Genomic DNA, 20,607 nt, shown 5'->3' with positions numbered 1-20,607 from the left:
CTCCTCTGTCCAAGAGTTTGAGATGAAACACCACTCGGATATCTGCATTGTAGGCGCCGGAATCGGAGGACTAACCTGCGCAACCCAGTTGGCAACCTCCCCACTGAGCAACAGCCTATGCATCAGAGTGTTTGATTTGAATGCCAGCGTGGGAGGCCGCATCCTGTCAAGAAAACTTGACGGTGGGGAAATCACCGAACTGGGCGCCGCTCGCTACTCGCCGCAACTGCATCCACGCTTCCAGGCGCTCATGCACTGTTTCCAACATCAACATGAGGCCTACCCATTTACTCAGGCTATCTTTCAAGACAACGTGCAAGGAAAGCTGAAAACGACCTTGCTCAGCTTACTCTCTATGCTGGAAGCTCATCCCCACGACTCATTCCTGGATTTCGTCAGCCAATATCAAGGAGAGGATGAGGCCAGGAAAATCATCAAGGCCATGGGGTATGACGCCCTACTTCTGCCAATTGTCTCTGCGTCCATGGCTTACAGCATCATCAAGATGCACCCGGAAACGCAAGGCCTGATTGACGACGCAAGCAACCAATGGCGCTATGCACCGGATGGCTACGGCCAGTTGCTGGCGCGGCTTCAGTGCCAGGCACAGGCTGGCCGGGTCGAGTTTCGGATGGAGCACCGATTGCTCTCCATTTCGCGATGTGGAGATAGATACGTCCTTACCTTCAGTCATAAAGGCAACACGCAAATACATCGAACGCGCCACCTCATATTGGCCATTCCACCCTCCGCAATGACACGGCTCAATCTCGGCTTTCCCACCAACTGGAGTCCTTGCCAATATGGCTCTCTACCCTTGTTCAAGGGATTTTTGACATTCAATAGCGCCTGGTGGCGAGACTGTCAGCTGGCAGACAAGGTCCTGGTGGTCAATAACCCCCTGAGAAAAATCTACTTCAAAAGCGAAAAATACGTACAATTCTACACCGACGGCGAAAACGCGACTTATTGGCGGGACTGTCTGGAGCAAGGCGAGGACGTTTATTTGAATAGGGTACGCGCCTGCATGGAACAGGTTCTACCCCTCGGTGGCAAGCCCCTACCTTCCATCAAGGACCATTTTCACAAGCATTGGCCACATGGAGTGGAGTTCAGTCTGAAATCCACGGCCGATCAGCCCAACGCCTTGCTTCTTCGCGATGGTGTCATCGCCTGCTCAGATGCCTACACGTCGCATGGCGGCTGGATGGAAGGTGGACTGCTCAGCGCGCATCAAGCAATTCAGCTAATGCTGGAACAGCTCACCAGCGCTTCAAAGAATCGGGCTTAACAAAGCCCTCACAGCACCTCTTGTCGAACGCCATGAGTATTCTCCATTTTCCTCGGCTTTATTTTCGAGGCTTTGCTCGCGCCAATGTTCCAACCGCGAATCGAAACACGCATGGCCAGATCGACATCGCCACCAATACCGTCTTCATGGAGGGCGCTCCGTTTGATCTTCGCCGGGCGCCATCCGAATTTCATGAGCATCTGAAACAGCTGGCGCCCAGATTCGACGCGGAGGGGAGGCCGGACTCTGGAGGAATCTTTAGCGAGGCAGCCGGCTATAATTTCTGCGGAAATAATCACTTCTCCTGGGAAAACGTCAGGATCACGGGAGTACAACTGCAGGACGGAGACATCGACACAAGCGACAGTCTGGTGGGGGGGCAATTAGCGCTCTGGGGACACTACAACGAATACCTTCGCACTACGTTCAATCGCGCCAGATGGGTGGACAACAATCCCAGCCAGGCCGACACCACCTTGATATACGCCGGCCAGTTGACGCTGAGCGACAAGCACGCCACGCCTCACACTCCGTCTTTGCTCACGGCGAGAATTCCGCGTGCTCATTCCGTTCGCTGGGTGGGGACAGGGCATGTCGTCGAGCGCAGCGACCATTTTCTCGCCGAAGAATTCACCCGCTCGCGGCTGTTTCAATTTTCCATCTCAAAAAAAGACACCCAGTTCACACTCGATTCGAAAGCCGCCCTATCCCTCGGCTTGCGTGCCGTACGGCAAGCGCTGGAAGACGAGGAGATACAGGGACTGACGGTCCAGTACGCCTTGTTCAACATGTCGACGCCGCGGGGGGCGGATTCACCTGTCTTTTATGATCTGGTTGGCACCGTTGGTTTATGGTGCCAGCATGAACTAGAAACCTATCCAACAGGACGTCTATTGTTGCCGCGCCAGCCCGGCCTGGGGCCGGTCGTGGTGAAAGTGCAGTCGGACCGGGTGTCTCTCAACATGCCGACCGCCGTTCCTTTCACTACCCGAAGCGCCCAGCTCGTCTCAGATCAACATCCCACCCATGGCTTGGGCGGAAAACTGCCACTGGGGGACCTTGCACTACTCAGCCAGTCCGGCGCACTGATTGCCAGAATTCCTGAAAAGCTATATCTCGATTATTGGCGTCATCATGGCGTCCTAGACGTGCCGTTGTTGAACTCCGCCACTGGTTCGCTTCTCCTGACAGGCGCACAAGCACAGTGGAAAGAAGTCGATTGGGTGGTGCAGTCCGACAGCAATCACCTGTTTCTTGAGGCCCCCAACAAACAGAAGGACCAGGTCTTCCCGGAGACCATCACCGTGCAAAGCCGCCTCCGTGGCGAACTGGCATCGCACGCGGCGCTGGCAGTGCAGGCTGAAGCCTCCAACATGCTGACCGCGCACCTGTCTCCTTCGACACAGGGGGCTGGCTATGCACAACTCACCCTCACGGGCCAACGTCCTGGAGCGACTCGCGTTGAGCTGAGAGCGGGACAAGACAGCCAGTTCATTGGCGTCAGGGTATTGCCCGACGACTGGCACCTGGATGAGGTCCCCGCCGAGCAGGTGGACTATGCATTCTTGTATCAGCACGTCATGGGCTATTACGAACTGGTATATCCCTTCATGGCGAACAAGGTGTTCAGCCTGGCGGACCGCTGCAAATGCGAAACGTATTCCCGACTGATGTGGCAGATGTGCGATCCGCTCAACCGGGACAAAAGCTACTACATGCCAAGCAGCAGGGAACTATCCCTACCCAAGTCCAAGCTGTTCCTGAAATATCTGACGCACATCGAAGCCGCCTCCAGGACTTCCCTTCCTGAGTCTCCTGGACCGCAGCCGATCGGCTGTAAGGCCCATTTAGTCAAGGAATTGAAGAGAGCGATCGATCTGGAGCTATCCCTACTGCTTCAATATCTGTATGCCGCCTACTCCATACCCAACTACGAACAAGGACTCAAGCAGGTTCATGCGGGCCGTTGGCGGATGGCCGAGTTAGAGCTGGCCTGCGGCTCCGAGGATAGGCGCCGCAACAGTGGTATGCGCGGTACGTTGCTGGAAATCGCGCATGAAGAAATGATTCATTATCTGGTGATGAATAATGTGCTGATGGCCTTGGGCGAACCCTTCCATGCTGGCACGCCCATGTTGGGAGCGCAGGCGCGGCTCCATTTTGGTCTGGATACTGAGTTTTCCTTTGAGCCCTTCTCAGAGCATGTGCTCGCTAAATTCGTTCGTTTTGAATGGCCTGGCCATATCCCCGCGCCAGGAAAATCCATCGCGGATTTCTACACCTCGATTCGCCAGGGGCTTCGTGAGCTGCCGGACTTGTTCGACACCGGTCCCGGCAAACGCGGCGGGGAACACCATCTCTTCTTGAATGAGCTGACAAACGAGAGATTTCCAGGATATCAGCTGGAGGTCTTCGATCGGGACAGCGCGATCTTCTCCATTGATTATGTCACCGAGCAGGGAGAGGGTGTCGCGGTCGACTCCCCATATTTTGAGTCCTCGCATTTCCAAAGACTGCGCCGCATGGCATCCCGATTCAGCGCTCAAGAGAAACCGTTCGAGCCGGCCGTGCCGGCATTGAGGAATCCGGCCCTGGAGCCACGTGAGAATTGTGTCCAGGTACTGAACGAGGGAGCCAGATCGCTGATGGTCCTTTATCAAGGGGGGCATGAATTGATGATTTCATTGATGGCTCATCATTTCGCGCAAAGACCGCTGAGCAGCTTGCGTCGCTCCCGCTTGATGAATGCCTCAATCGACATCATGACGGGCCTGCTGCGCCCTTTGTCGATCACCTTGATGAATACGCCGTCCGGCCTGCCTGGGCGCAATGCCGGACCGCCAGTGCCCGAGCCAGTCAATGGCCCGATCAGCAGCGACTACGCTTCGGGATGCCATATGCTGGCTCAGAAATGCCTGACGTTGGCGCGATTGGCCCGCAGTCTTGGCGCGGACCTCGTCGGCGTGGCACAGATAGAAATGTTGGAATTCTTCAATCGTCAACTGAGCGATTTGGCCCAGGGGAATATTTCGAGAGAGGCCTGAATGCACAAAGCCATCATTGTGGGCGGTGGACTTGCAGGCAGTCTGACCGCCATCTATCTAGCGCGGCGTGGGTACGACGTTCATGTCGTCGAAAAAAGGAGAGACCCACTGCAAAACACCGTCTCTGCCCTGGAGATGACCAACTCGCGCGCCATCGGCGTCAGTATGACCGTCAGGGGCATCAAGGCAGTCCTGAGGGCTGGGATTGCCCCACAAGAACTGGAGCTATGCGGCGAACCAATAGTTGGCATGGCTTTCTCCGTTGGCGGAAAGTACAAGATCCGCGAGCTCACTCCGTTCGAGGGGCTATCCCCTTTGTCTCTGAATCGATTGGCGTTTCAAAAGCTGTTGAACAAGCACGCCGCCCTTCACGGCGTGAAGTATAGCTTCGAATGCAGATGCCTAAGTGTCGATCTGGAGAAGAAGTCCGTCCTCGTCCAAGAAGACGACGGTGGGTTCCAGCACCATCGAGGGGATTTGATCATCGGCGCGGATGGCGCACACTCTGCGGTACGCCAGTCCATGCAGAGCGGCCTGCGGCGCTTCGAATTCAAACAAACCTTCTTCCGCCACGGCTACAAGACGCTGGTCCTTCCCAATGCCGCGGAACTGGGCTATCGGAAGGACCTATTGTACTTCTTTGGTATGGACTCCAAGGGTCTTTTCGCCGGTCGCGCGGCAACCATTCCCGGTGGCAGCATCAGCTTTGCAATTTGTTTGCCATATGCTGGTGCCCTTAGCTTGGCGACGCAAGATGGAGACACGATGCGCGCCTTCTTCAATCACTATTTCGGCGGCCTGCCGCCCACCCGTCGGAAAGAAATGCTGGAACAGTTCATGACACTGCCCAGCAACGACCTCGTCAATGTTCGCTCCAGCACTTTTCACTATCGTGGGAACGCGTTGCTGCTTGGCGATGCGGCGCATGCCACCGCGCCCTTCCTGGGCCAAGGCATGAACATGGCTCTGGAAGATGCCTATGTCTTCGCCACCCTGCTGGACAAGCACGCCGATGACCTTGACGTCGTGCTCCCGGAGTTCACCCGCCAGCGCAAGGTGCAGGCGGATGCAATGCAGGACATGTCCATCGCGAACTACGAGGTGCTGAGCAATCCAAGCTTCATCTTCTTCTTGCGGACCCAATATGCTCGCTACATGCATAAAAAATTTCCCAGCCTCTATCCGCCGGACATGGCGGAGAAGCTGTATTTCGATTCGATCCCTTATGATGAACTACAACAAATTCAGCAGAAGCAGAATGCGTGGTATAGACTTGGAAGGATGAACTAGCCGAGAAGCTCTTTCTCAAGGTCGACGGCACAGGTCATGAAGTTCATACGTGAGGACTTGCGTTATCGCGCCGAGCCGAGAAGAGGTGCGGCTCCAAGGTCCTCGCTTCGCCCTGGAGAGATAAGGCCCTGTCATGCAATCACATCCCCCTCCGCCGCTCTTGCCAATCCAATGGAGCAGCGCCTATGTCTCCTATTGGTCGCCCATGCTGCGAGACGACCAAGTCACTTCCGGCTACTGCTGGTTTGACTATGCTCGCGATGTCTGCCGAATTGACGGCCTGTTCAATCCCTGGCCCGAGAAAGAGATGGGGTACCAGCTCTGGATGTCTGAAGTCGGCGATGTCGCGCGCGGACAGAGCCTCAAGAGGAAAATGGCTTACTGGAAGAAGGCGACCACCATCGGCGATTGTCTTGATGGGGCCTTGTTGCCGAATGAAATGTCGTCGTTTCATGAGTTGTTCCTGCCTCGCGCCGTGTTGATTGATGGGAATGCGCGTCATGCCGGATGTGACCCTGTACTGGGCCAACTGGCTGATGTCTGGACCATCGAAAGGCCGCACAAGGCACCATTGACTCTCTACCTCCAGACCGGAACCAACCTGTTGCTCCGCATGGTTTCCGGAAACGACAAGCAGCACGTCTCGGTACGTGACTTCCCCAACGTATTTGTTGGAGACATTCCCGAGAGTGTTTTCGCGATGAAGAGAACCATCTCCCCACCCGGCGTGGATGGGGAGGTCCCGCGCGTAGTTGAAATTTGAAGGGGGGGCCTGTGCCTACCCCAAATCCGGTCGCTGCGTCATGCGGTATCCGTCCGGCCAATGACGTGCTGAGGGGCGTTGAGTGAGGAGTCGCCGCCGGGGCCCCTGGCGCGCATGTCGAAGCCGGTGGAGACGCAGGAGTGGTTCCGTGTCGCTGAAGCATTCGAGGCGAGCGGGCTGACGCAGCAGGAGTTCTCGCAGCACAGAGGGCTGCGGCTGAGCACGCTGCAGTCGTGGGTGTACCGGCGGAGGCGTCAGCTGGCCAGGAAGCCGGAGCCGGTGCGGCTGCTGCCGGTGGAGGTAGCTGGCACGCCGCAGCTGAGTACGACGCCGCTCGAGGTGGTGCTGGCCAGCGGCGCGCGACTGCGATTCGCCTCGGGCGCCGACGTTGACTACGTGGCCCGGCTCGTCGCGGCACTGGGGCGGTGAGCGGTGTGCGCGCTGCCTGCCGCGGTGCGCGTGGTGCTCGCCACCGAGCCGGTGGACATGCGCAAGTCGATTGATGGCCTCATGGCGCTGGTACGCAGCGCGTGGGGTGAGGACGTCTACTCGGGGCACCTCTTCGCCTTCGTCTCGCGCAGGGGCGACAGAGTCAAAGTGCTGACGTGGAGCCGGGGCGGTTTCGTGCTGCTGTACAAGCGGCTGGAGACGGGGAGATTCCGGCTACCGACGGTGGACGCTGGCGCGCAGACGGTGCACCTGGACGCGACGCAGTTGGCGATGCTGCTGGACGGCATCGACGTGGCCCAGGTGCGGCGTCAGCCCGCCTGGACGCCTCCCGGGCGCACGGGCACCTGACAGGCCTGGCCCGGGACGAGGTGCGGCGGCGGCGTGTTGAGGCTGCGTGCCGCGCGAGTTACCTCAAGACCACTTCTGCCCCTGGCGCGAGGAGGCGGAGGAACTCAAGGAGCGCCTGACGTCGTTGGAAGCGAAGATGGCCTCGCTGGAGCGCCACGTCTTCGGCCGCAGGGCGGAGAAGCTGCCGACGGTGTCCGCTGAGTTGCGAGGGGAGGCGGTGTCGACGGCGGCCCGGGCCGAGGCCGCGAAGAAGAAGCGCCAGCAGCGGGCGGCCCGGAAAGCCGAGGAGGCCCCGGCGCGAGAGATGCGCCACGCGGTGCCAGCCGAGGAGCGCCACTGCCCGGCGTGCGGCGGCGAGGACTTACGGCCGCTGGGCAAGGGCCGTGCTTCGGTGCTGTACGAGTACGTGCCGGCGCGCTTCGAGAAGCAGGTGCACGTGCAGGAGGTGCTGGCGTGCGCGTGCGGCCGGGGCGTCGTCACCGCCCCACCTCCGGCGCGGGTGGTGGACAGGGGCGAGTACGGCCCCGGCTTCCTGCCCACGTAGTGACGTCGAAGTGCGCGGACGTCATGCCCATGAGTCGCAGCACGCTGACGGACCTCTTCCACCAAGCCGCCTCGGTACTGCTGCCGCTGTCGCAGCACCTCTTGCAATGAACTGCGTCCGCGGACGTGGTGTGGGCTGACGAGACGCCGCTGCGCGTGCTGGACGTGAAGAGGACGAAGCTTGGCTACCTATGGACTTTCCTCACCCAGAATGAGGAAGGTGAATGGCTCATCGGGTACCGCTTCATCAGGGGGGGGGCCAGCAAGACGCCGAAGGAAGTGCTGGGCGGCACTTCGGGCGCACTCGTGGTGGACGCATATGCTGGCTACAACGCGGTGACGCTGCCCCAGGGCCCCTTACGCGTCGGCTGCTGGGCCCACGTGCGTCGCCGCTTCGTCGACGCGCTGGCCACCGCACCCGAAGCGCGCGAGGCGCTGGACTTCATCCTCGAACTCTACCGCGTGGAAGCCCAGGCGCGCGATGCGGACATGGTGCGTACGGTCGCGCACCGAGAACTGCGCCAACTGCGCAGCGCCCCCGTTCTGGCGCAACTACATGCCTGGCTCGAAGCACAGGCGCCGCGGCACCCGCCCAAGAGTCCGCTGGGCCAAGCCATCTCCTACGTGCGCCAGCAGTGGGAGGCCCTCACTCGCTTCGTCGAGAATGAGCGGCTTCCTCTCGACAACAACCGCTCGGAAGCGGCGCCTGAGAAAAGCGGCCGTCGCTGGCGTGAAGGCCCCGGGGCGCTCTCCGCTGCGGTTCAGCGTCGTCCAGGTCAGCCTGGACGGGGGGAAGACCTGGGCACACCGTGCCTCCTCGGCTGCGGTCGACGCACGCGAGCGCAAGTACACCTACGACCTGACGGGAGAGGACGCTCCACTTCATGTGCGCCTGTCGGCCCCCCTCTCCGACAACTCCGGGCGCGTGAGGCTCCTCGTCCTGCCCGGGAGCCAGGCCCTCTCGGCGCTCCCACCTCGGGTTCCATCCTGTCCGATGCGTGGCGCGGGGCGCACACTATGCCGGGTTCTCCCGCCTCGCTGTAGTAGGTTGGCGTGAATGGTACGCACTTCAAGGCTGGTGTTGATCGGGTTCTTCCTCCTCGCCTCCGTCGAGGCCTCCGCCGCGTCTGCCGAGGCTGGCGCCGCGAGGTCCATCGGGGAGGCATCGAAGCGAGTGGAGCGTGCTCGCGCCGACCTCGCGACGGCCGTGCAGCGGATCGAAGTGGAGCCGCCGCGCAACGCCGACCTCGACGCCGCCCTCGCGGCGGTGGAGGCGCTGAAGGTCGCGCTCGATGCCGGAGCGAGCTTCGAGACGGAGGACCTCGAGTACGCGAAGCTGGTCCTGGCGGCGCGCAAGCAGCTCCGGACGCAGCGGGAGTACGTCGACGAGCGCCGGGCCAAGGTCCACATCCACGAGTACCGCCGACGCATCGACGGCGCGCTCGCGCCCCTGAACGAGCGCATGGCGAAGCTCGGCCAGGGCGACCCGGGCTCCAAGGCGGTGGACGAGGCCCGCGCCGCGGTGGACGCGCTTGGGAAGCTGGCGGAGGAGGGCCGGCCCCTCAAGAGCCAGGACCCGAAGTTCTCCACGTACCTCACCGAGGTCGAGGCGACCCTCGCCCGTCACCGGAAGACGCTCGACGAGCGGTGGTTGCAGCTGTCGGCGCAGAAGCAGCGGGGCCTTCTGGACGAGAGCCGCAAGAGCCTGGCGAGCTCGCTCGCCGAGGTGGGCAAGGCCTGGTCGGACGAGAAGTTCGCGGCGACCGACAGGGCGGTGGCCGCGCTGCAGAAGCAGCTCGAGGATGGCAGGCCGCTCGAGGCTCAGGACAAGGCCTATCGCGCGGAGGCGGAGAAGGCCCGCGCCGAGGTCACCCAGGCCAGGCGTCGGATGGATGAGCTCGTGGTGCAGGCGGGTGTCTCGCGGATCAAGGTGGAGCTGGAGCCCGCCCATGAAGAGCTCCGTGCGGCCGCCAAGGCGCTCCGGGTGAAGCGGCCCACGCCCGAGCAGCTCTCCGAGGCCAAGACCGCGGCGTTTGTCGTCCGGAAGCTGGTGGACAGGTACGAGCCGCAGGCGGCGAGGAGTCAGGCCATCGGCCAGTACCTCGCCGAGGTGAAGAACACGCTCGTCGAGGTGGAGGTGGCGCTCCAGGTCCGCACCCTCGACGCGGCGCGCGCCGAGGTCGTCCAGGCGCTGCGGCTCGTCGAGAAGCGGTCCGTGACCGCCGAGCAATTCGAGGAGGCGAAGACGGCGATGGTCGTCCTGGAGAAGACGCTCGAGACGGTCCACGTGAAGAACCCCGCCATCAGCCCGGCCGCCGCCGACGCGCGTCAGCTGCTCAAGGACGGGCGGGCGACGATGGAGCGGCGCCGGTACGAGGTCGACCTGCTGCAGCAGCGCGCGAAGGTGGACGAGGCCCGGAAGAACGCGGTGGCGCTGGTCGCCCAGGTCCAGAAGGAGACGCCCTCGGAGGCGCAGCTCCAGGAGGCGGAGAACGCGGTCAAGCAGATTGGCGTGGTGCTGGAGGCCGGTGCCGCCCTCGTCAAGAAGGACCGTGACTACGCCCTGTACGCCAAGGAGTCGAAGGAGCGCATGGCGGAGCTGAACGACCGCATCAGCCGGCGGAAGGTCGTCCTGGCCGCGGCGGAGGCCCGAATCCAGCTTGCGTCCCGGCTGGCCACCACGAAGGAGAAGCTCGAGGTCGCCAAGGCCATCTCTGCGACCGACGCCGAGGTCGAGACCGCCTCGAAGAGCGTGGACGAGGTCATGCAGATGTTCGAGGCGCACGCGGCGCTGGAGCGGCAGGACGCGAGCTACGCGGCGTCCGCCGAGCGGTCGCGCGCCGACTGGCTGAAGATGGTCGAGGCGCTCGAGTTCGCGAAGCAGGCGAGGGCGCTGCGCCGTCTGACCGGTGAGGCGCTGGACGTCGCCGGCAAGGCGGCGGCCTCCGCCGCGTCCTCCGCGGACCTGCGCAAGCGCAGGGACTTGTACGCGAGCGCGGCGCAGAAGCTCAAGGCCTGCCAGGACGAGGGAGCCCGGATGGTGAAGGAGAACGCCAGCCTCGCGGCGGTCGACGTGCTCGTGGGCGGGGTCCCCACCCGGCCCCAGGACGTGATGACCCAGTGTGCCCAGAAGGCCGAGGCCCTGCAGGTGCCCCAGAAGCGGGTCGACGTGGAGCTCCGGTTCCAGGATGGCCAGCGCAAGGCCTACGACGCGGCGAAAGCCCACCTCTCCAAGGGGCGCAAGAACGAGGCGCTCGCGCAGCTCAACGATTGCATCGCGGAGGGGCGCATCCTCGAGAACCGATACCCCGACTTCAAGGAGCAGAAGTTCGACATCGGCGGCGCCAGCATGAGCATGCTGGAGCTGCTCCAGGTCTGCGCGAAGGAGCGCAAGGCGCTGCAGCCTTCCCCTTGAGCCACCGCGCCAGGGTCCTTCTTTCATCTCCCCGAATGAAGCCCTGCGCGCGGAACGCGAGCCAGCGTCCGAGTTGAAGGCCGCACGGGCCACCTGGATGCGCGCCTCCCCTACGACTTGGAAGGCGCGCATCAGGGACCCCGTTGATTCAGTACACCACCACTGAGGCGTAGACACTGGTGCCGTTCGTGTAGGCCACCAGGGCGCCGCCGTTCGAGGGGAGCGCCGCGACTGCTGGCGCGGCGCCCGGCCCTACTGTCCTGGCATCCGTGGCCAGAATCATGGTGGCCCCCACGAGCATCCGGTCCAACTGGATGTCGCCCGTCCCCCGCTGGGACACGATGTAGCCGTTGCCGAGCGCGTCCGCGTCAATCGCCCGGAGGGGCGCGGGACCGATGTCCGTGGGGAGGCCCGGCACCTGGATGCTTGTCCCCGGCGCGGACATCGGGATGACGTCCACGTTGTCGTCCCCGAAGGAGCCCGTGACGTAGATGAAGCCGTTGGAGCCCGTCCAGTCCGAGAAGAACGCCTGCCCCGGTGGGGAACTCTGCGGGCCGAAGGTGGTCCCCTGGTCGCTGCTGCGGCGGATGCGGAACGAGGGGTCGTCGCTCACCGAGAAGACATCTCCGCTGATCTTGTCCACGACGACGTCGAAGAAGGCATTGTTCTGGTCTACATCCGTCACGCTGAAGTCATTCGCGCCTCGCGCGAAGTTCTGGAGGACGCTGACCCCCGTGGAGCCTCGCGAGACGGAGATGTAGAGGGCGTCGCCCCTGGAATCCAGACTGACGGTAGGGTTGGCCGCCGGGCTGAGGACTCGCGGCGCCTCCCAGCCTGCTCCCGCGTCGACGGTCCGGGTGAATATCAGCGTGCCCGCGCTGGTGGCCGCGACGTAGGCAATTCCGGTGGGGCCGCCTTCAATCGCGACTTCCGCCGCGTTGGTGATGCCCAGGGGCGTGGGGCCCACCCAGGTGTGGCCACGGTCCACGCTCACGCTGACATGGACCGCGCCACCGCAGCTCATGACGACGTAGAAGCGCCCCAGTGCATCCACCGCCGCTTTACGGCCCGGGTTCGAGTTGGCCGTGGTGCAGTTCATTGCCCCGCTGATGAGCGTGGGGGGCACATTCGAAAAGGCATCCAGTTGGCACGCGGCGTCGCAGCCATCCCCGGGAGTTGTACCGCCATCATCGCACTGCTCTCCCGTCACGCTGTCGACCAGGCCGTCGCCGCATACCTCCACGCCATGGCAGTCCGCTCGGCAGCCGTCTCCCGCGACGCGGTTGCCGTCGTCACACACCTCACCCGAATCGATGTAGCCGTCGCCGCAGACAGGCGGCCCCCTGACGGTGATGACGACTGTGGCGGTATGGGAGGTCAGCGCGCCATCGTTGGCTGTGAAGGTGAACAAGTCCTCCCCCTGGAAGTCCGCGTCCGGCGTGTAGAGCAATTGAGCGCCCGTCCCGGACAGGGTTCCGTGAGCGGGAGCCGTCACGGTGAACGCGAGCGCATCCCCATCCACGTCCGTGGCCGCCAACGTGATGGGCGTCGGCGTGTTGTAGCCCACCGTCACAGCGGCAGAGGCAGCCACGGGCGCGTCGTTGACCGGAGTCACCGTGACCGAGACGGTGGCCGTTGCCTGCTTCTTGCCGTCGGAGACCGTGACCTGGAAGGTGTCCTCTCCGGCGAAGTTCGCGTTCGGGGTGTACGTCACCGACGCCCCCGTGCCCGTGAGCATTCCATGGCCGGGTAGGGTGAACGAGAAGTCGAGCACGTCGCCATCCGGGTCCACTGCGGGGATGGTGATGTCCACCGGGATGTCCTCGGAGGTGGTCGCGTGGACGTCCTCGACCGTGGGCGCTGAGTTGTTGTCGCAAACGCTTGGCTGCCCCGTGCAGGTGTAGCCCGGCTCCACCTCACAGACACTGTTACAGCCGTCTCCCGAGAGTTGATTGCCGTCGTCACACTTTTCGAACCCGCCCAGCACCCCATCACCACAGACGGCCCGTAGCGACGTCTCCACCGCGTCCACCAGGTAGATCGCGAGCACTGCGCCCCTCAGTCGCACGTAGCGATAGGGCACGTTCCCCGGGTACATCGCCACCGCCACATGCGTCCCGAGGCCCAACTCCACCAGGTGCAACGAACTGGAGCCGATGAAGGTCCCGTCCGCCTTCAGGAAGTCCACCTGCGCCACCAGCGCCAACGACAGACCCTGATAGTACACGCGCAGGTCGCCGGTGCCTTCCTCTCCCTGGCCCAGGTCCAGCACCAGCGCCGTGTTGAGCACGCCCAGCAGTGTCGCGGCCTGCCCGTCCGGAGCGCCCAGCGCTGCGCTCGCGTTGAGCACCGTCGCCGTGGTGCCTGATGCCACCGCGTCCGCATACGGGGCCCACGTCAACGGGGCTTCCGGACGCTCACGCGTCAACGCCCCGCTGTCCTCTTGCGACACCCCATTCTCCAGAGGACGTACCTTCTCCTCCAGGGACGCCACACCACATGCTCCCAGCGACAAGGCCAGCGTCACGCCCAGCCCCCAGGACCGCAGCACACCAGAACGGCTTCGCATCGAGTGTCTCCCCCCCGAGGAGCACGATGAATCCCGGAATGGGCCGCCCCCTCATGGAATGCACGACGCCACTCCATGCTCTCGACTGCTCGGCGCGCAAGACGCGGATGGCCAACGTCGTCCCGACATCCGCCGCCAGGCACGTGAGTGCCATGGACACAAAGTTCCTGGCATGCATCCGCCTGCCTCCGCGAATCGACGGGGCCGTGAGGGGGAGGGGCAGCGGTATCACTCACCTCTCCAGGTGAGTGGAACGCGCCCCGCCCATGATTCTGTGCCTCTATGGGCAGGGCCAGGTGCTGCGCGGGGGCATCCGGCTGCTTGCCTCCGAGTTCGGCGGCTGGGCCTGGGCTGAGAGCCCGCGCTGTGTAAGCATCAGGTCCAATATCCATGTGCTGGCATTCAGAGTAGAGGTGGCCGCGCTGACGTGACCCGGTATCTGCTCTGGTTGCTGGCCGTCTGGGCGTTTCCCCAGCATGACTCCAGAGCCGCTTCGCACGAAAAATCTACCCCTCCCACTGCTTGCCTTTTGAAGGTTGCATCAAACCTACAACCCGGCGCTTCATGTTGACAGCGCCCATGTCGGGCTCCCCACGAGGAACGTTCATGTCATATTTTCTTTCAAGATGGCTCACAGCGCCAGCCGCCGCATTGCGCGCCGGATTGGTGATTGGACTGGCCGCCAGCACGCTCGGCGCTTGTCGCGACAATGACCCGCCGCCCAACGTACCGCCGGTAGCCCGCAACGTTACCCTCGAGACGGTGGAAGACACGCCCCTCGAGGTGCGCCTGCAGGCCAGCGGCAACGGGGCACTTGCTTTCACTATCGTCGATGCACCGGACCAGGGCACGCTGAGTGAGATCAGCGCCAATGGCTCCGTCACCTACACCCCTGGCGCCGACTACAATGGCGTAGATGCGCTCATCTTTCGCGCCACCAACCGCCAGGGCCAAAGTGCCCAGGCCACGGTGACCATCACCATCACCCCAGTGAATGACACGCCCACGCTCTCCTCGGTGGCCGACCAGACCATCGCCGAGGACAGCTCGACCGATGACCTGTCCTTCACCCTGAGCGACGTGGAGACCACCGCCGACGGCCTCACGGTCATCGCTACGTCCTCCAACACCGCCCTGGTACCCAACGCCCCCGCGAACCTCATCTTCGGAGGCTCCAGCACCAGCCGCACCCTCCAGGTGGTTCCCGCCGCCAACGCCAGCGGCTCCACCACCATCACCCTCTCGGTGAGCGATGGCTCCGCCACCACCTCCACCACCTTCACGGTCGACGTCTCCGAGGTGAACGACGTTCCCACCATTTCCCCAGTGGCCGACCAGCGCATCACTGCTGGCAGCTCGACCGGCGACCTGGGCTTCACTGTGGGCGACGTGGAGACCGCCGCCGACAACCTCACGGTCATCGCCACGTCCTCCAATACCGACCTGGTACCCAACGACCCCAGCAATCTCGTTCTCGGTGGCTCCGGCTCCAGCCGCACCCTCTCCGTCGTCCCCGCCGCCAGCGCCAGTGGCTCGACCACCATCACCCTCTCGGTGAGTGACGGCTCCGACACCACCTCCACCACCTTCACGGTCGACGTCACCGGTCTTGCGAGCCTCTACTGGGTGACTGCTGCCGGCTCGCTGTGGAGGGTTGACGTGAACGGAACGAATGCTATTGAGCTCGAGACGGGCATCAGCGGGGCATCTTCCGTCGCAACCGACCCGGTAACCCGTACCCTCTTCTACAATCGCGACAGCGCAATCGTTCGAGCGGACAGTGATGGGGCGAACCCCGTCGATATCGTGGCCAACGGAGGCTTCCCCAGCGGGCTGGCAGTCGATTCGACCAACCGCAAGCTGTACTGGTCCGATTTCAACGAAAGTCGGGTCATGCGCGCCGAGCTGGACGGCAACAATCCCACGCAGGTTTCCGGTGGTATCGATAGCCCGTCTGCCATCGCGGTCGATGTTCCGAACGGCAAGGTGTATGTTATTACCTATAACAACACCAGGCTCGTACGATTCAATCTGGATGGTACCAACCTGGAGACCCTCGCTTCAAACCTGGGCGGACTGGGCGTGGGCCTGGCGGTCGATTCGAGCGGCGGGAAGGTGTACTACTCGACCCGTGGCAACAGCATCTATGTCGCCAACCTGGACGGCTCCGACGTCACCACCCTGGTGACCAACCAGACCACAGCGCATGGGATTGCCATCGATGTCACGGCCGGGCGGCTGTACTGGGCGGATTGGCTGGATGGTGTGCTCCGGAGCGCCAATCTGGCCGACGGCAGCGATATCCAGGACGTGAACTCGGGCAGCGCCAGGAACTTGGGTCTGGCCTGGATGCCTGCGCCGTAGCCAGAAGCAGGTGGCTGTACCGCGCCGGATTGTTGAGACACTGGGTTGGTGGTAGTTCGGCCGCCTGCCTCTGCATCAACGCTCGCCGGGCTTGTCTCGGCGAGCGGAAGTCGTGATCCTCCAGCAGCCAGTGCTCGTTGTACCGGGGGCCATTCCAGCAGGGTCCGCCGGAGTTCCTCTGCGGTGGCGAAGGCGCGCCCAGCGCAGTCGTTAGAGGTGTGCCCGATGAGCGGTGACGCACGAGGCCAGCGTTCTGGCGTGGTTGACGCGGACCGGCACCGCGCTCGTTCTGTCACATACACGATTGTGGTTTCTCTCCGCACCTGGATGCCTCGCGGCGCGTCGATCATGCTCGTACCGTGATGGACTCCGTCCACCATGTGCTGCCTGGTTCCGGGGGAACCGTGATGAATCGACACGGAATGATGCGGTCAATCGGAATGGCGCAGGCGCTCGTCGCTTCCCTGTGCGGCTGTGGCGCCGAGGGCAGCCCGGGCTTGCTTCGCCAAGAGGACATGGCGCCCTTCTCGATGGCAGTGAAGCAGGACGGCACTGTCTGGGAATGCGTAACCACGTCTTCATCCACGAACCACTCATAGTCGACCCCATGGCCACGGGCGGCCAAGGCGTCGCGGACTGCCAGCATGGAGCCAGCCGAGTCGCTGTTCGGATCCGGAGCAAAGTGGGATGCCACGAGGAATCCCCGGGAGCGAGCGGTCAATCATGGAGGCATTGCCGTCCCCGAGCCTGTGTGAAAGACAATGCGAGGCGCCCTTCATGCCCCCTCCTCACCCGCAGACCTCAGACGCGGGAGTCCTGGACACAGGGCGCGCACGCAAGGACGGCCTGGACGTGCTCCGGGCTTTGGCCATCGTTTCGGTGCTCAGTTTCCACGCCCCGGAGTCCGTGCGGCGGGCCCTGCCGGAGGTACTCCGTGCCAGCTTCGAAGTGGGCTGGGTGGGCGTGGACCTGTTCTTCGTCCTCTCCGGCTACCTCATTGGTCGGCAGGTGTTCGCGATGGAGGACTCAGCGCCTCTGGGGCTTCAGCTCCGCACGTTCTGGCTCAAGCGGTGGATGCGAACGCTTCCGCTCTACTTTGTCGTCCTCGCCTTCTATGCACTGAAGCCATGGTTGTTCGGGACACCCTTTGTGGGAGGAGGTTGGCACTACCTCGTCTTCCTCCAGAACTACGTCGGCGTGCGCGACTTCGTACAGAGTTGGTCGCTCTGTGTCGAAGAACACTTCTACGTGGTCCTGCCGCTGCTCGCCTTCGGCCTGCGCGCCCGCTCCGCCCCCGCCTGGGCATGGCTGATGCCCTTGCTCCTGAGCTTGGGGGCACGGGCCTGGGAGGTACACACCGCCACGCCGGGCCTGCTGCCCGCGGAACAGTGGGTGCGATTGCAGTGGCGCACCCACCTCCACCTGGATGGACTCGCGGTGGGTGTCTTTCTCGCGAAGACCGCGCCGCGCTGGCAACGGTGGCCTCAGGCTTGGCGGAGGGCCTGCGGCGCGATGGGCGCCCTGTTGTTCGGGGTGACCTTGGCAGTGTGCGTGCCTCACCTGCCGGACTGGGGAGGCGTGTGGATTTTCGCAGGGCTCGCGGTGGGATTTGGCGGGCTGCTCGTGGCCACGGAAGCGGTTGCGCTGCCCATACCGCTGAGGGGGCTCGTGTACCAGGCCGCGGTCCTCTCCTATGGCACCTATCTCTGGTTCTGGGTCTTGGCACGCGTGTTCGAGCGGCGAAGCCTGACCTTGGGTGTGTGGGGATTGGATCTGCTCGCCTTCATCACGGTGACGCATGGGCTCGCCTGGGTGACCTACATCGCGATGGAGAGACCTGCCCTGCGGCTGCGGGATAGGCTGCTTGCGTGGCAGGCTTCGCTGGCGGAGGCGCGTGACGGGGTGGTGGCCCCCGGACGCTAACGGCTCGGCAGTACAGACATAGGCGCAGGACCATTCGGGGCACCACTCACGTGGCCCTCTGGTTGGCGGGGTTGGCGCAGGTCGAAACGCAGGCCACCGCCGCCGAGCGAGCCTGCCTCGCCAAGCACGCCGCGGAACGGCGGCGACTCGTGGTTCCGAGGCACGGCGGAGCCTCCTCCTCGCGTCATTCGAAGACCGAGCGCGTGCGTCCCGGCAGGCCATTCAGGCAGTCATTTCGAGCCCTGCTCGAGCTTCCGCAATTCTCGCTCCGCGTACTTGCGTTGAGCCGCGGTGACCTTGCGTTGCAGGAAGGACCGATAGGCCTTGATGGCCTCAGGACCCTTTCCCATGTCCCGAAACAGGTCTCCCCGATTCAGGTTGAGCACGTTGCGCTCGTGGCCCGTCGCGGTGAGCAGCGCCAGGCATTCGTTGAGGACGGCCTCGGCCTGGGACCACTCCTTGTGGGACCACAGCGCGAAGCCGAGGTTGTTGAGGATCTCCGCCTGGAGGTCGATGGTTGCCTCCAATTGCTGGTTCAGTTGTTCCCGCAGGGTTGCGTTCTCCACAGCGAACTCGTCCAGGGTTCCCCCAGCCATGGGCCGGCCGTTCTCAAGCCATGTTCGGTACAGCGTGGTCCACGCGCTGAGCGCCACCTTCTGGTTCCCCGTTCTCCACTGAGTGAGCGCATCCTCGTTCGCGGCGAGCAGGCCTTGATGGGTGCGACGGAGGTCCTCCAACTCCTTCAGGTTTTCGACCCTGTTCTTCTCCGTCAGCCGTCCGTCCTCTTGCATCTCCTCGAACTCCGGAAGGGAGTATTGGCGACCCATGTACGCCTCGCACGTGACGCCTGCCTCACCCGTCTTCGCGAACGTGCAATCACAGGAAGGAAGCGCAGTGCCCCCACCCATCCTGCTCGTGGTGTACGCTGTCTGGGGCAGCCGGATATACAGGTCGTCGGCGGAGACGGTCCCCTCGAGACACTCGCAGATCTCCCGCGTCATGGCCTTGCTGGCCGTGGCGTTCACCTCAGGGTTGATGCTGTCGATGACCCACAGGGCGCACTCATCCTGGGACGCAGCGAGCAGCCAGCGGGAGTTGGGCTGGTAGGACCAATTGAGCTCGCGAACCCCTCCGTCCCTGGGACCGAGTGCCTTCTCCAGGGCGGCAGCTGCCTCTGGAAAGGCCTCCGCGGGGGAGCGTGCCTCATCCGGGAAGAGGGAAACGGCCCATGCCTCCTTCATGCGCTGGAGCCGGACCAGACACCGCTGAGGAGCATTGCCGAAGCCGATCGCGGCGGAGGTCTCGCTCTCGGGCTCGGGGATGAGCCGCGCCACCTCGCCCATCGTCGGACAGCCATTGAGCGGCAGTCTCGTTCGTACCAGGGCCGGGGCAACGAGCTGTCCCGTGCGTGGGTCCACCACGAAGAAGGCGTCATGGAAAGGGAGCTTGTCCGCGTACTGGCGGGTCCATCGGCTGGGGACGACGAAGTAGCCCACGTGAAGTCCGACCTCCGGGAGGTCGACCCAGCGCTCCTCGAAGAGGAATCGTCCGCCGCGCCAGTCCTGGAAGGCGGGGGTCTTCTTGAGGTTCGCCGACGAAATCTCCGGGGAGGGCGCGGGCGCGACGGCGACCAGGAGTGGCAGGAGGAGTGGGAGCATGAGCGGTCCGTGAATGTACTCCTGGCGGTACTCCTGGCGCGGCCTTCGCGTGAAGTCCGCGACCCAGTGGAGTTGCCCACGTTCATTCATTGGCGGAGCGGGAGCCTCTTCAGGGTGGGACTCGACCGACCGCATTTCACGGCAGAGGCCTGTCTGCCCTCGGCGCTGTCGCTCGCCTCCCGGTTTCGACCTCGACGCGGGAGCTACCGCGCCAGGCAGTGCGACCTCCGACGGGGGCAGCTTCGAGAAGACGGAGCCCGCGGAGCGGAGGGAGATGCGCTGATAGCGCGCATAGGCCTCCACGAGTGCCGTGCGCATGGCCTTGGGCTCCGTGGGCCCATGGCGCGCCACGGTGCTGGCCAGCGCCTCCAGCAGATAGGCTTCGGGTGCCATCAGCGTTCGCGTGAGCGCGATGGGGCTCGCGCCCAGCGTCTTCAGCACCGGACCGAAGTACTGCTCGCTCGTGCAGGCCAGGACGACCACGGGCCTGGGCGTGGCTCCCGGCGGTGCAGCCACTCGGGGAGGCTCGCGGTCCATGAGCCGGTCATGTCCGGCCCACACCAACAGGTCGGCGCGACTCGCGCCCGCCGCCGCCCGCAGGAAGTCCTCCAGCGCCGTGTCTATCGCGTCGCCCGCGTAGGCGCGGAGCCGCAGCCGCACGGGCCGCTCTCCCTTCGCCGCGGTCCGCTCCAGGACGAGCTCGCGCAGTATCGCGGCCCCTTCGGGTCCCGGCTCTCGGCTCACCATCTTGAATCCAGGCGCCCGTGAGAGGAACCGCTCCGCACCGTACATCGCCCCCCAGTAGAGGTTTGTCTCAAGCGCGCGCGGAGCCCCCGCGGGAGGACGGCCGCACTGGAGCAACGCGTTGTCACACAGCGGGACGAAGACCTCGACCTCCACCGGAGGCACGGCCAACAGGCTCAGCAACACGACGGTCAGCACAGCGGAC

At 63.8% G+C, this 20,607-nt stretch carries 14 protein-coding genes; 12 read left to right on the top strand and 2 right to left on the bottom strand.

The features are described 5' to 3' along the window. The first annotated feature begins 22 nt into the window (after positions 1-22). The 9 genes from OZ403_RS32645 to OZ403_RS32605 all read left to right on the top strand — a co-directional run bounded on the left by OZ403_RS32645 (position 23) and on the right by OZ403_RS32605 (position 11,144). Positions 23-1,291 carry a flavin monoamine oxidase family protein gene (locus OZ403_RS32645; RefSeq protein WP_140795156.1) on the top strand — a complete coding sequence of 423 codons (1,269 nt, stop codon included), beginning with the start codon at positions 23-25 and terminating at the stop codon, positions 1,289-1,291. A 32-nt stretch (positions 1,292-1,323) separates the two neighbouring features. Then, complete coding sequence (gene vioB / locus OZ403_RS32640) at positions 1,324-4,335, top strand: iminophenyl-pyruvate dimer synthase VioB (protein WP_268782592.1); 3,012 nt, start codon at positions 1,324-1,326, stop codon at positions 4,333-4,335. Next, positions 4,336-5,625: an FAD-dependent oxidoreductase gene (locus OZ403_RS32635; RefSeq protein ID WP_268782591.1), complete on the top strand. Its 1,290-nt coding sequence runs from the start codon at positions 4,336-4,338 to the stop codon at positions 5,623-5,625. A gap of 133 nt (positions 5,626-5,758) precedes the next feature. Continuing rightward, complete coding sequence (vioE, locus tag OZ403_RS32630; protein WP_140795153.1) at positions 5,759-6,388, top strand: violacein biosynthesis enzyme VioE; 630 nt, start codon at positions 5,759-5,761, stop codon at positions 6,386-6,388. 78 nt (positions 6,389-6,466) lie between these two features. Beyond that, positions 6,467-6,817 carry an IS66 family insertion sequence element accessory protein TnpA gene (tnpA, locus tag OZ403_RS32625; protein ID WP_268782590.1) on the top strand — a complete coding sequence of 117 codons (351 nt, stop codon included), beginning with the start codon at positions 6,467-6,469 and terminating at the stop codon, positions 6,815-6,817. A gap of 3 nt (positions 6,818-6,820) precedes the next feature. After that, positions 6,821-7,186: an IS66 family insertion sequence element accessory protein TnpB gene (gene tnpB / locus OZ403_RS32620; RefSeq protein ID WP_268782589.1), complete on the top strand. Its 366-nt coding sequence runs from the start codon at positions 6,821-6,823 to the stop codon at positions 7,184-7,186. Between the two features lie 46 nt (positions 7,187-7,232). Further along, on the top strand, positions 7,233-7,730 hold the full coding sequence (locus OZ403_RS32615) for an IS66 family transposase zinc-finger binding domain-containing protein (protein ID WP_140877220.1): 498 nt from the start codon (positions 7,233-7,235) through the stop codon (positions 7,728-7,730). Positions 7,731-7,855: 125 nt separating this feature from the next. Continuing rightward, entirely contained in the window at positions 7,856-8,773 is a 918-nt protein-coding gene (locus OZ403_RS39860) for an IS66 family transposase (protein WP_442929657.1), read from the top strand. A gap of 13 nt (positions 8,774-8,786) precedes the next feature. Beyond that, positions 8,787-11,144 carry a hypothetical protein gene (locus OZ403_RS32605; RefSeq protein ID WP_268782587.1) on the top strand — a complete coding sequence of 786 codons (2,358 nt, stop codon included), beginning with the start codon at positions 8,787-8,789 and terminating at the stop codon, positions 11,142-11,144. Between the two features lie 148 nt (positions 11,145-11,292). Here the strand turns inward: OZ403_RS32605 and OZ403_RS32600 are convergent, their stop codons facing one another. Further along, the gene (locus OZ403_RS32600) at positions 11,293-13,713 is read right to left on the bottom strand and encodes an Ig-like domain-containing protein (RefSeq protein ID WP_268782586.1); all 2,421 of its coding nucleotides are present in this window, start codon (positions 13,711-13,713) and stop codon (positions 11,293-11,295) included. A 266-nt stretch (positions 13,714-13,979) separates the two neighbouring features. Between OZ403_RS32600 and OZ403_RS32595 the strand changes: the two genes are divergently transcribed. The 3 genes from OZ403_RS32595 (at position 13,980) to OZ403_RS32585 (ending at position 18,000) form a co-directional block, all read left to right on the top strand. After that, entirely contained in the window at positions 13,980-14,144 is a 165-nt protein-coding gene (locus OZ403_RS32595) for a hypothetical protein (RefSeq protein WP_268782585.1), read from the top strand. Positions 14,145-14,319: 175 nt separating this feature from the next. Then, positions 14,320-16,077, top strand: coding sequence for an Ig-like domain-containing protein (locus OZ403_RS32590; RefSeq protein WP_268782584.1), 1,758 nt, complete (start codon positions 14,320-14,322; stop codon positions 16,075-16,077). Between the two features lie 852 nt (positions 16,078-16,929). Then, complete coding sequence (locus tag OZ403_RS32585; RefSeq protein ID WP_268782583.1) at positions 16,930-18,000, top strand: acyltransferase family protein; 1,071 nt, start codon at positions 16,930-16,932, stop codon at positions 17,998-18,000. Between the two features lie 230 nt (positions 18,001-18,230). Here OZ403_RS32585 and OZ403_RS32580 read toward each other — a convergent pair whose 3' ends face one another. Next, positions 18,231-20,600, bottom strand: a complete 2,370-nt coding sequence (locus OZ403_RS32580) for a hypothetical protein (RefSeq protein WP_268782582.1) — start codon at positions 20,598-20,600, stop codon at positions 18,231-18,233. Between the last annotated feature and the right edge of the window lie 7 nt (positions 20,601-20,607).

It is taken from the genome of Myxococcus sp. NMCA1 (genome assembly GCF_026810205.1).
Taxonomy (GTDB): domain Bacteria; phylum Myxococcota; class Myxococcia; order Myxococcales; family Myxococcaceae; genus Myxococcus; species Myxococcus xanthus_A.
The sequence above is the reverse complement of the archived record's forward strand: the minus strand, read 5'-3'. Positions and strand labels throughout refer to the sequence as shown.

What these genes read in the sequence shown, in the direction of transcription:
- OZ403_RS32600 (WP_268782586.1), bottom strand. Translation starts at nt 13,713, where the DNA reads ATGCGAAGCCGTTCTGGTGTGCTGCGGTCCTGGGGGCTGGGCGTGACG.
- OZ403_RS32595 (WP_268782585.1), top strand. Translation starts at nt 13,980, where the DNA reads ATGATTCTGTGCCTCTATGGGCAGGGCCAGGTGCTGCGCGGGGGCATC.
- OZ403_RS32645 (WP_140795156.1), top strand. Translation starts at nt 23, where the DNA reads ATGAAACACCACTCGGATATCTGCATTGTAGGCGCCGGAATCGGAGGA.
- vioE (WP_140795153.1), top strand. Translation starts at nt 5,759, where the DNA reads ATGCAATCACATCCCCCTCCGCCGCTCTTGCCAATCCAATGGAGCAGC.
- OZ403_RS32590 (WP_268782584.1), top strand. Translation starts at nt 14,320, where the DNA reads ATGTCATATTTTCTTTCAAGATGGCTCACAGCGCCAGCCGCCGCATTG.
- OZ403_RS32635 (WP_268782591.1), top strand. Translation starts at nt 4,336, where the DNA reads ATGCACAAAGCCATCATTGTGGGCGGTGGACTTGCAGGCAGTCTGACC.
- OZ403_RS32605 (WP_268782587.1), top strand. Translation starts at nt 8,787, where the DNA reads ATGGTACGCACTTCAAGGCTGGTGTTGATCGGGTTCTTCCTCCTCGCC.
- vioB (WP_268782592.1), top strand. Translation starts at nt 1,324, where the DNA reads ATGAGTATTCTCCATTTTCCTCGGCTTTATTTTCGAGGCTTTGCTCGC.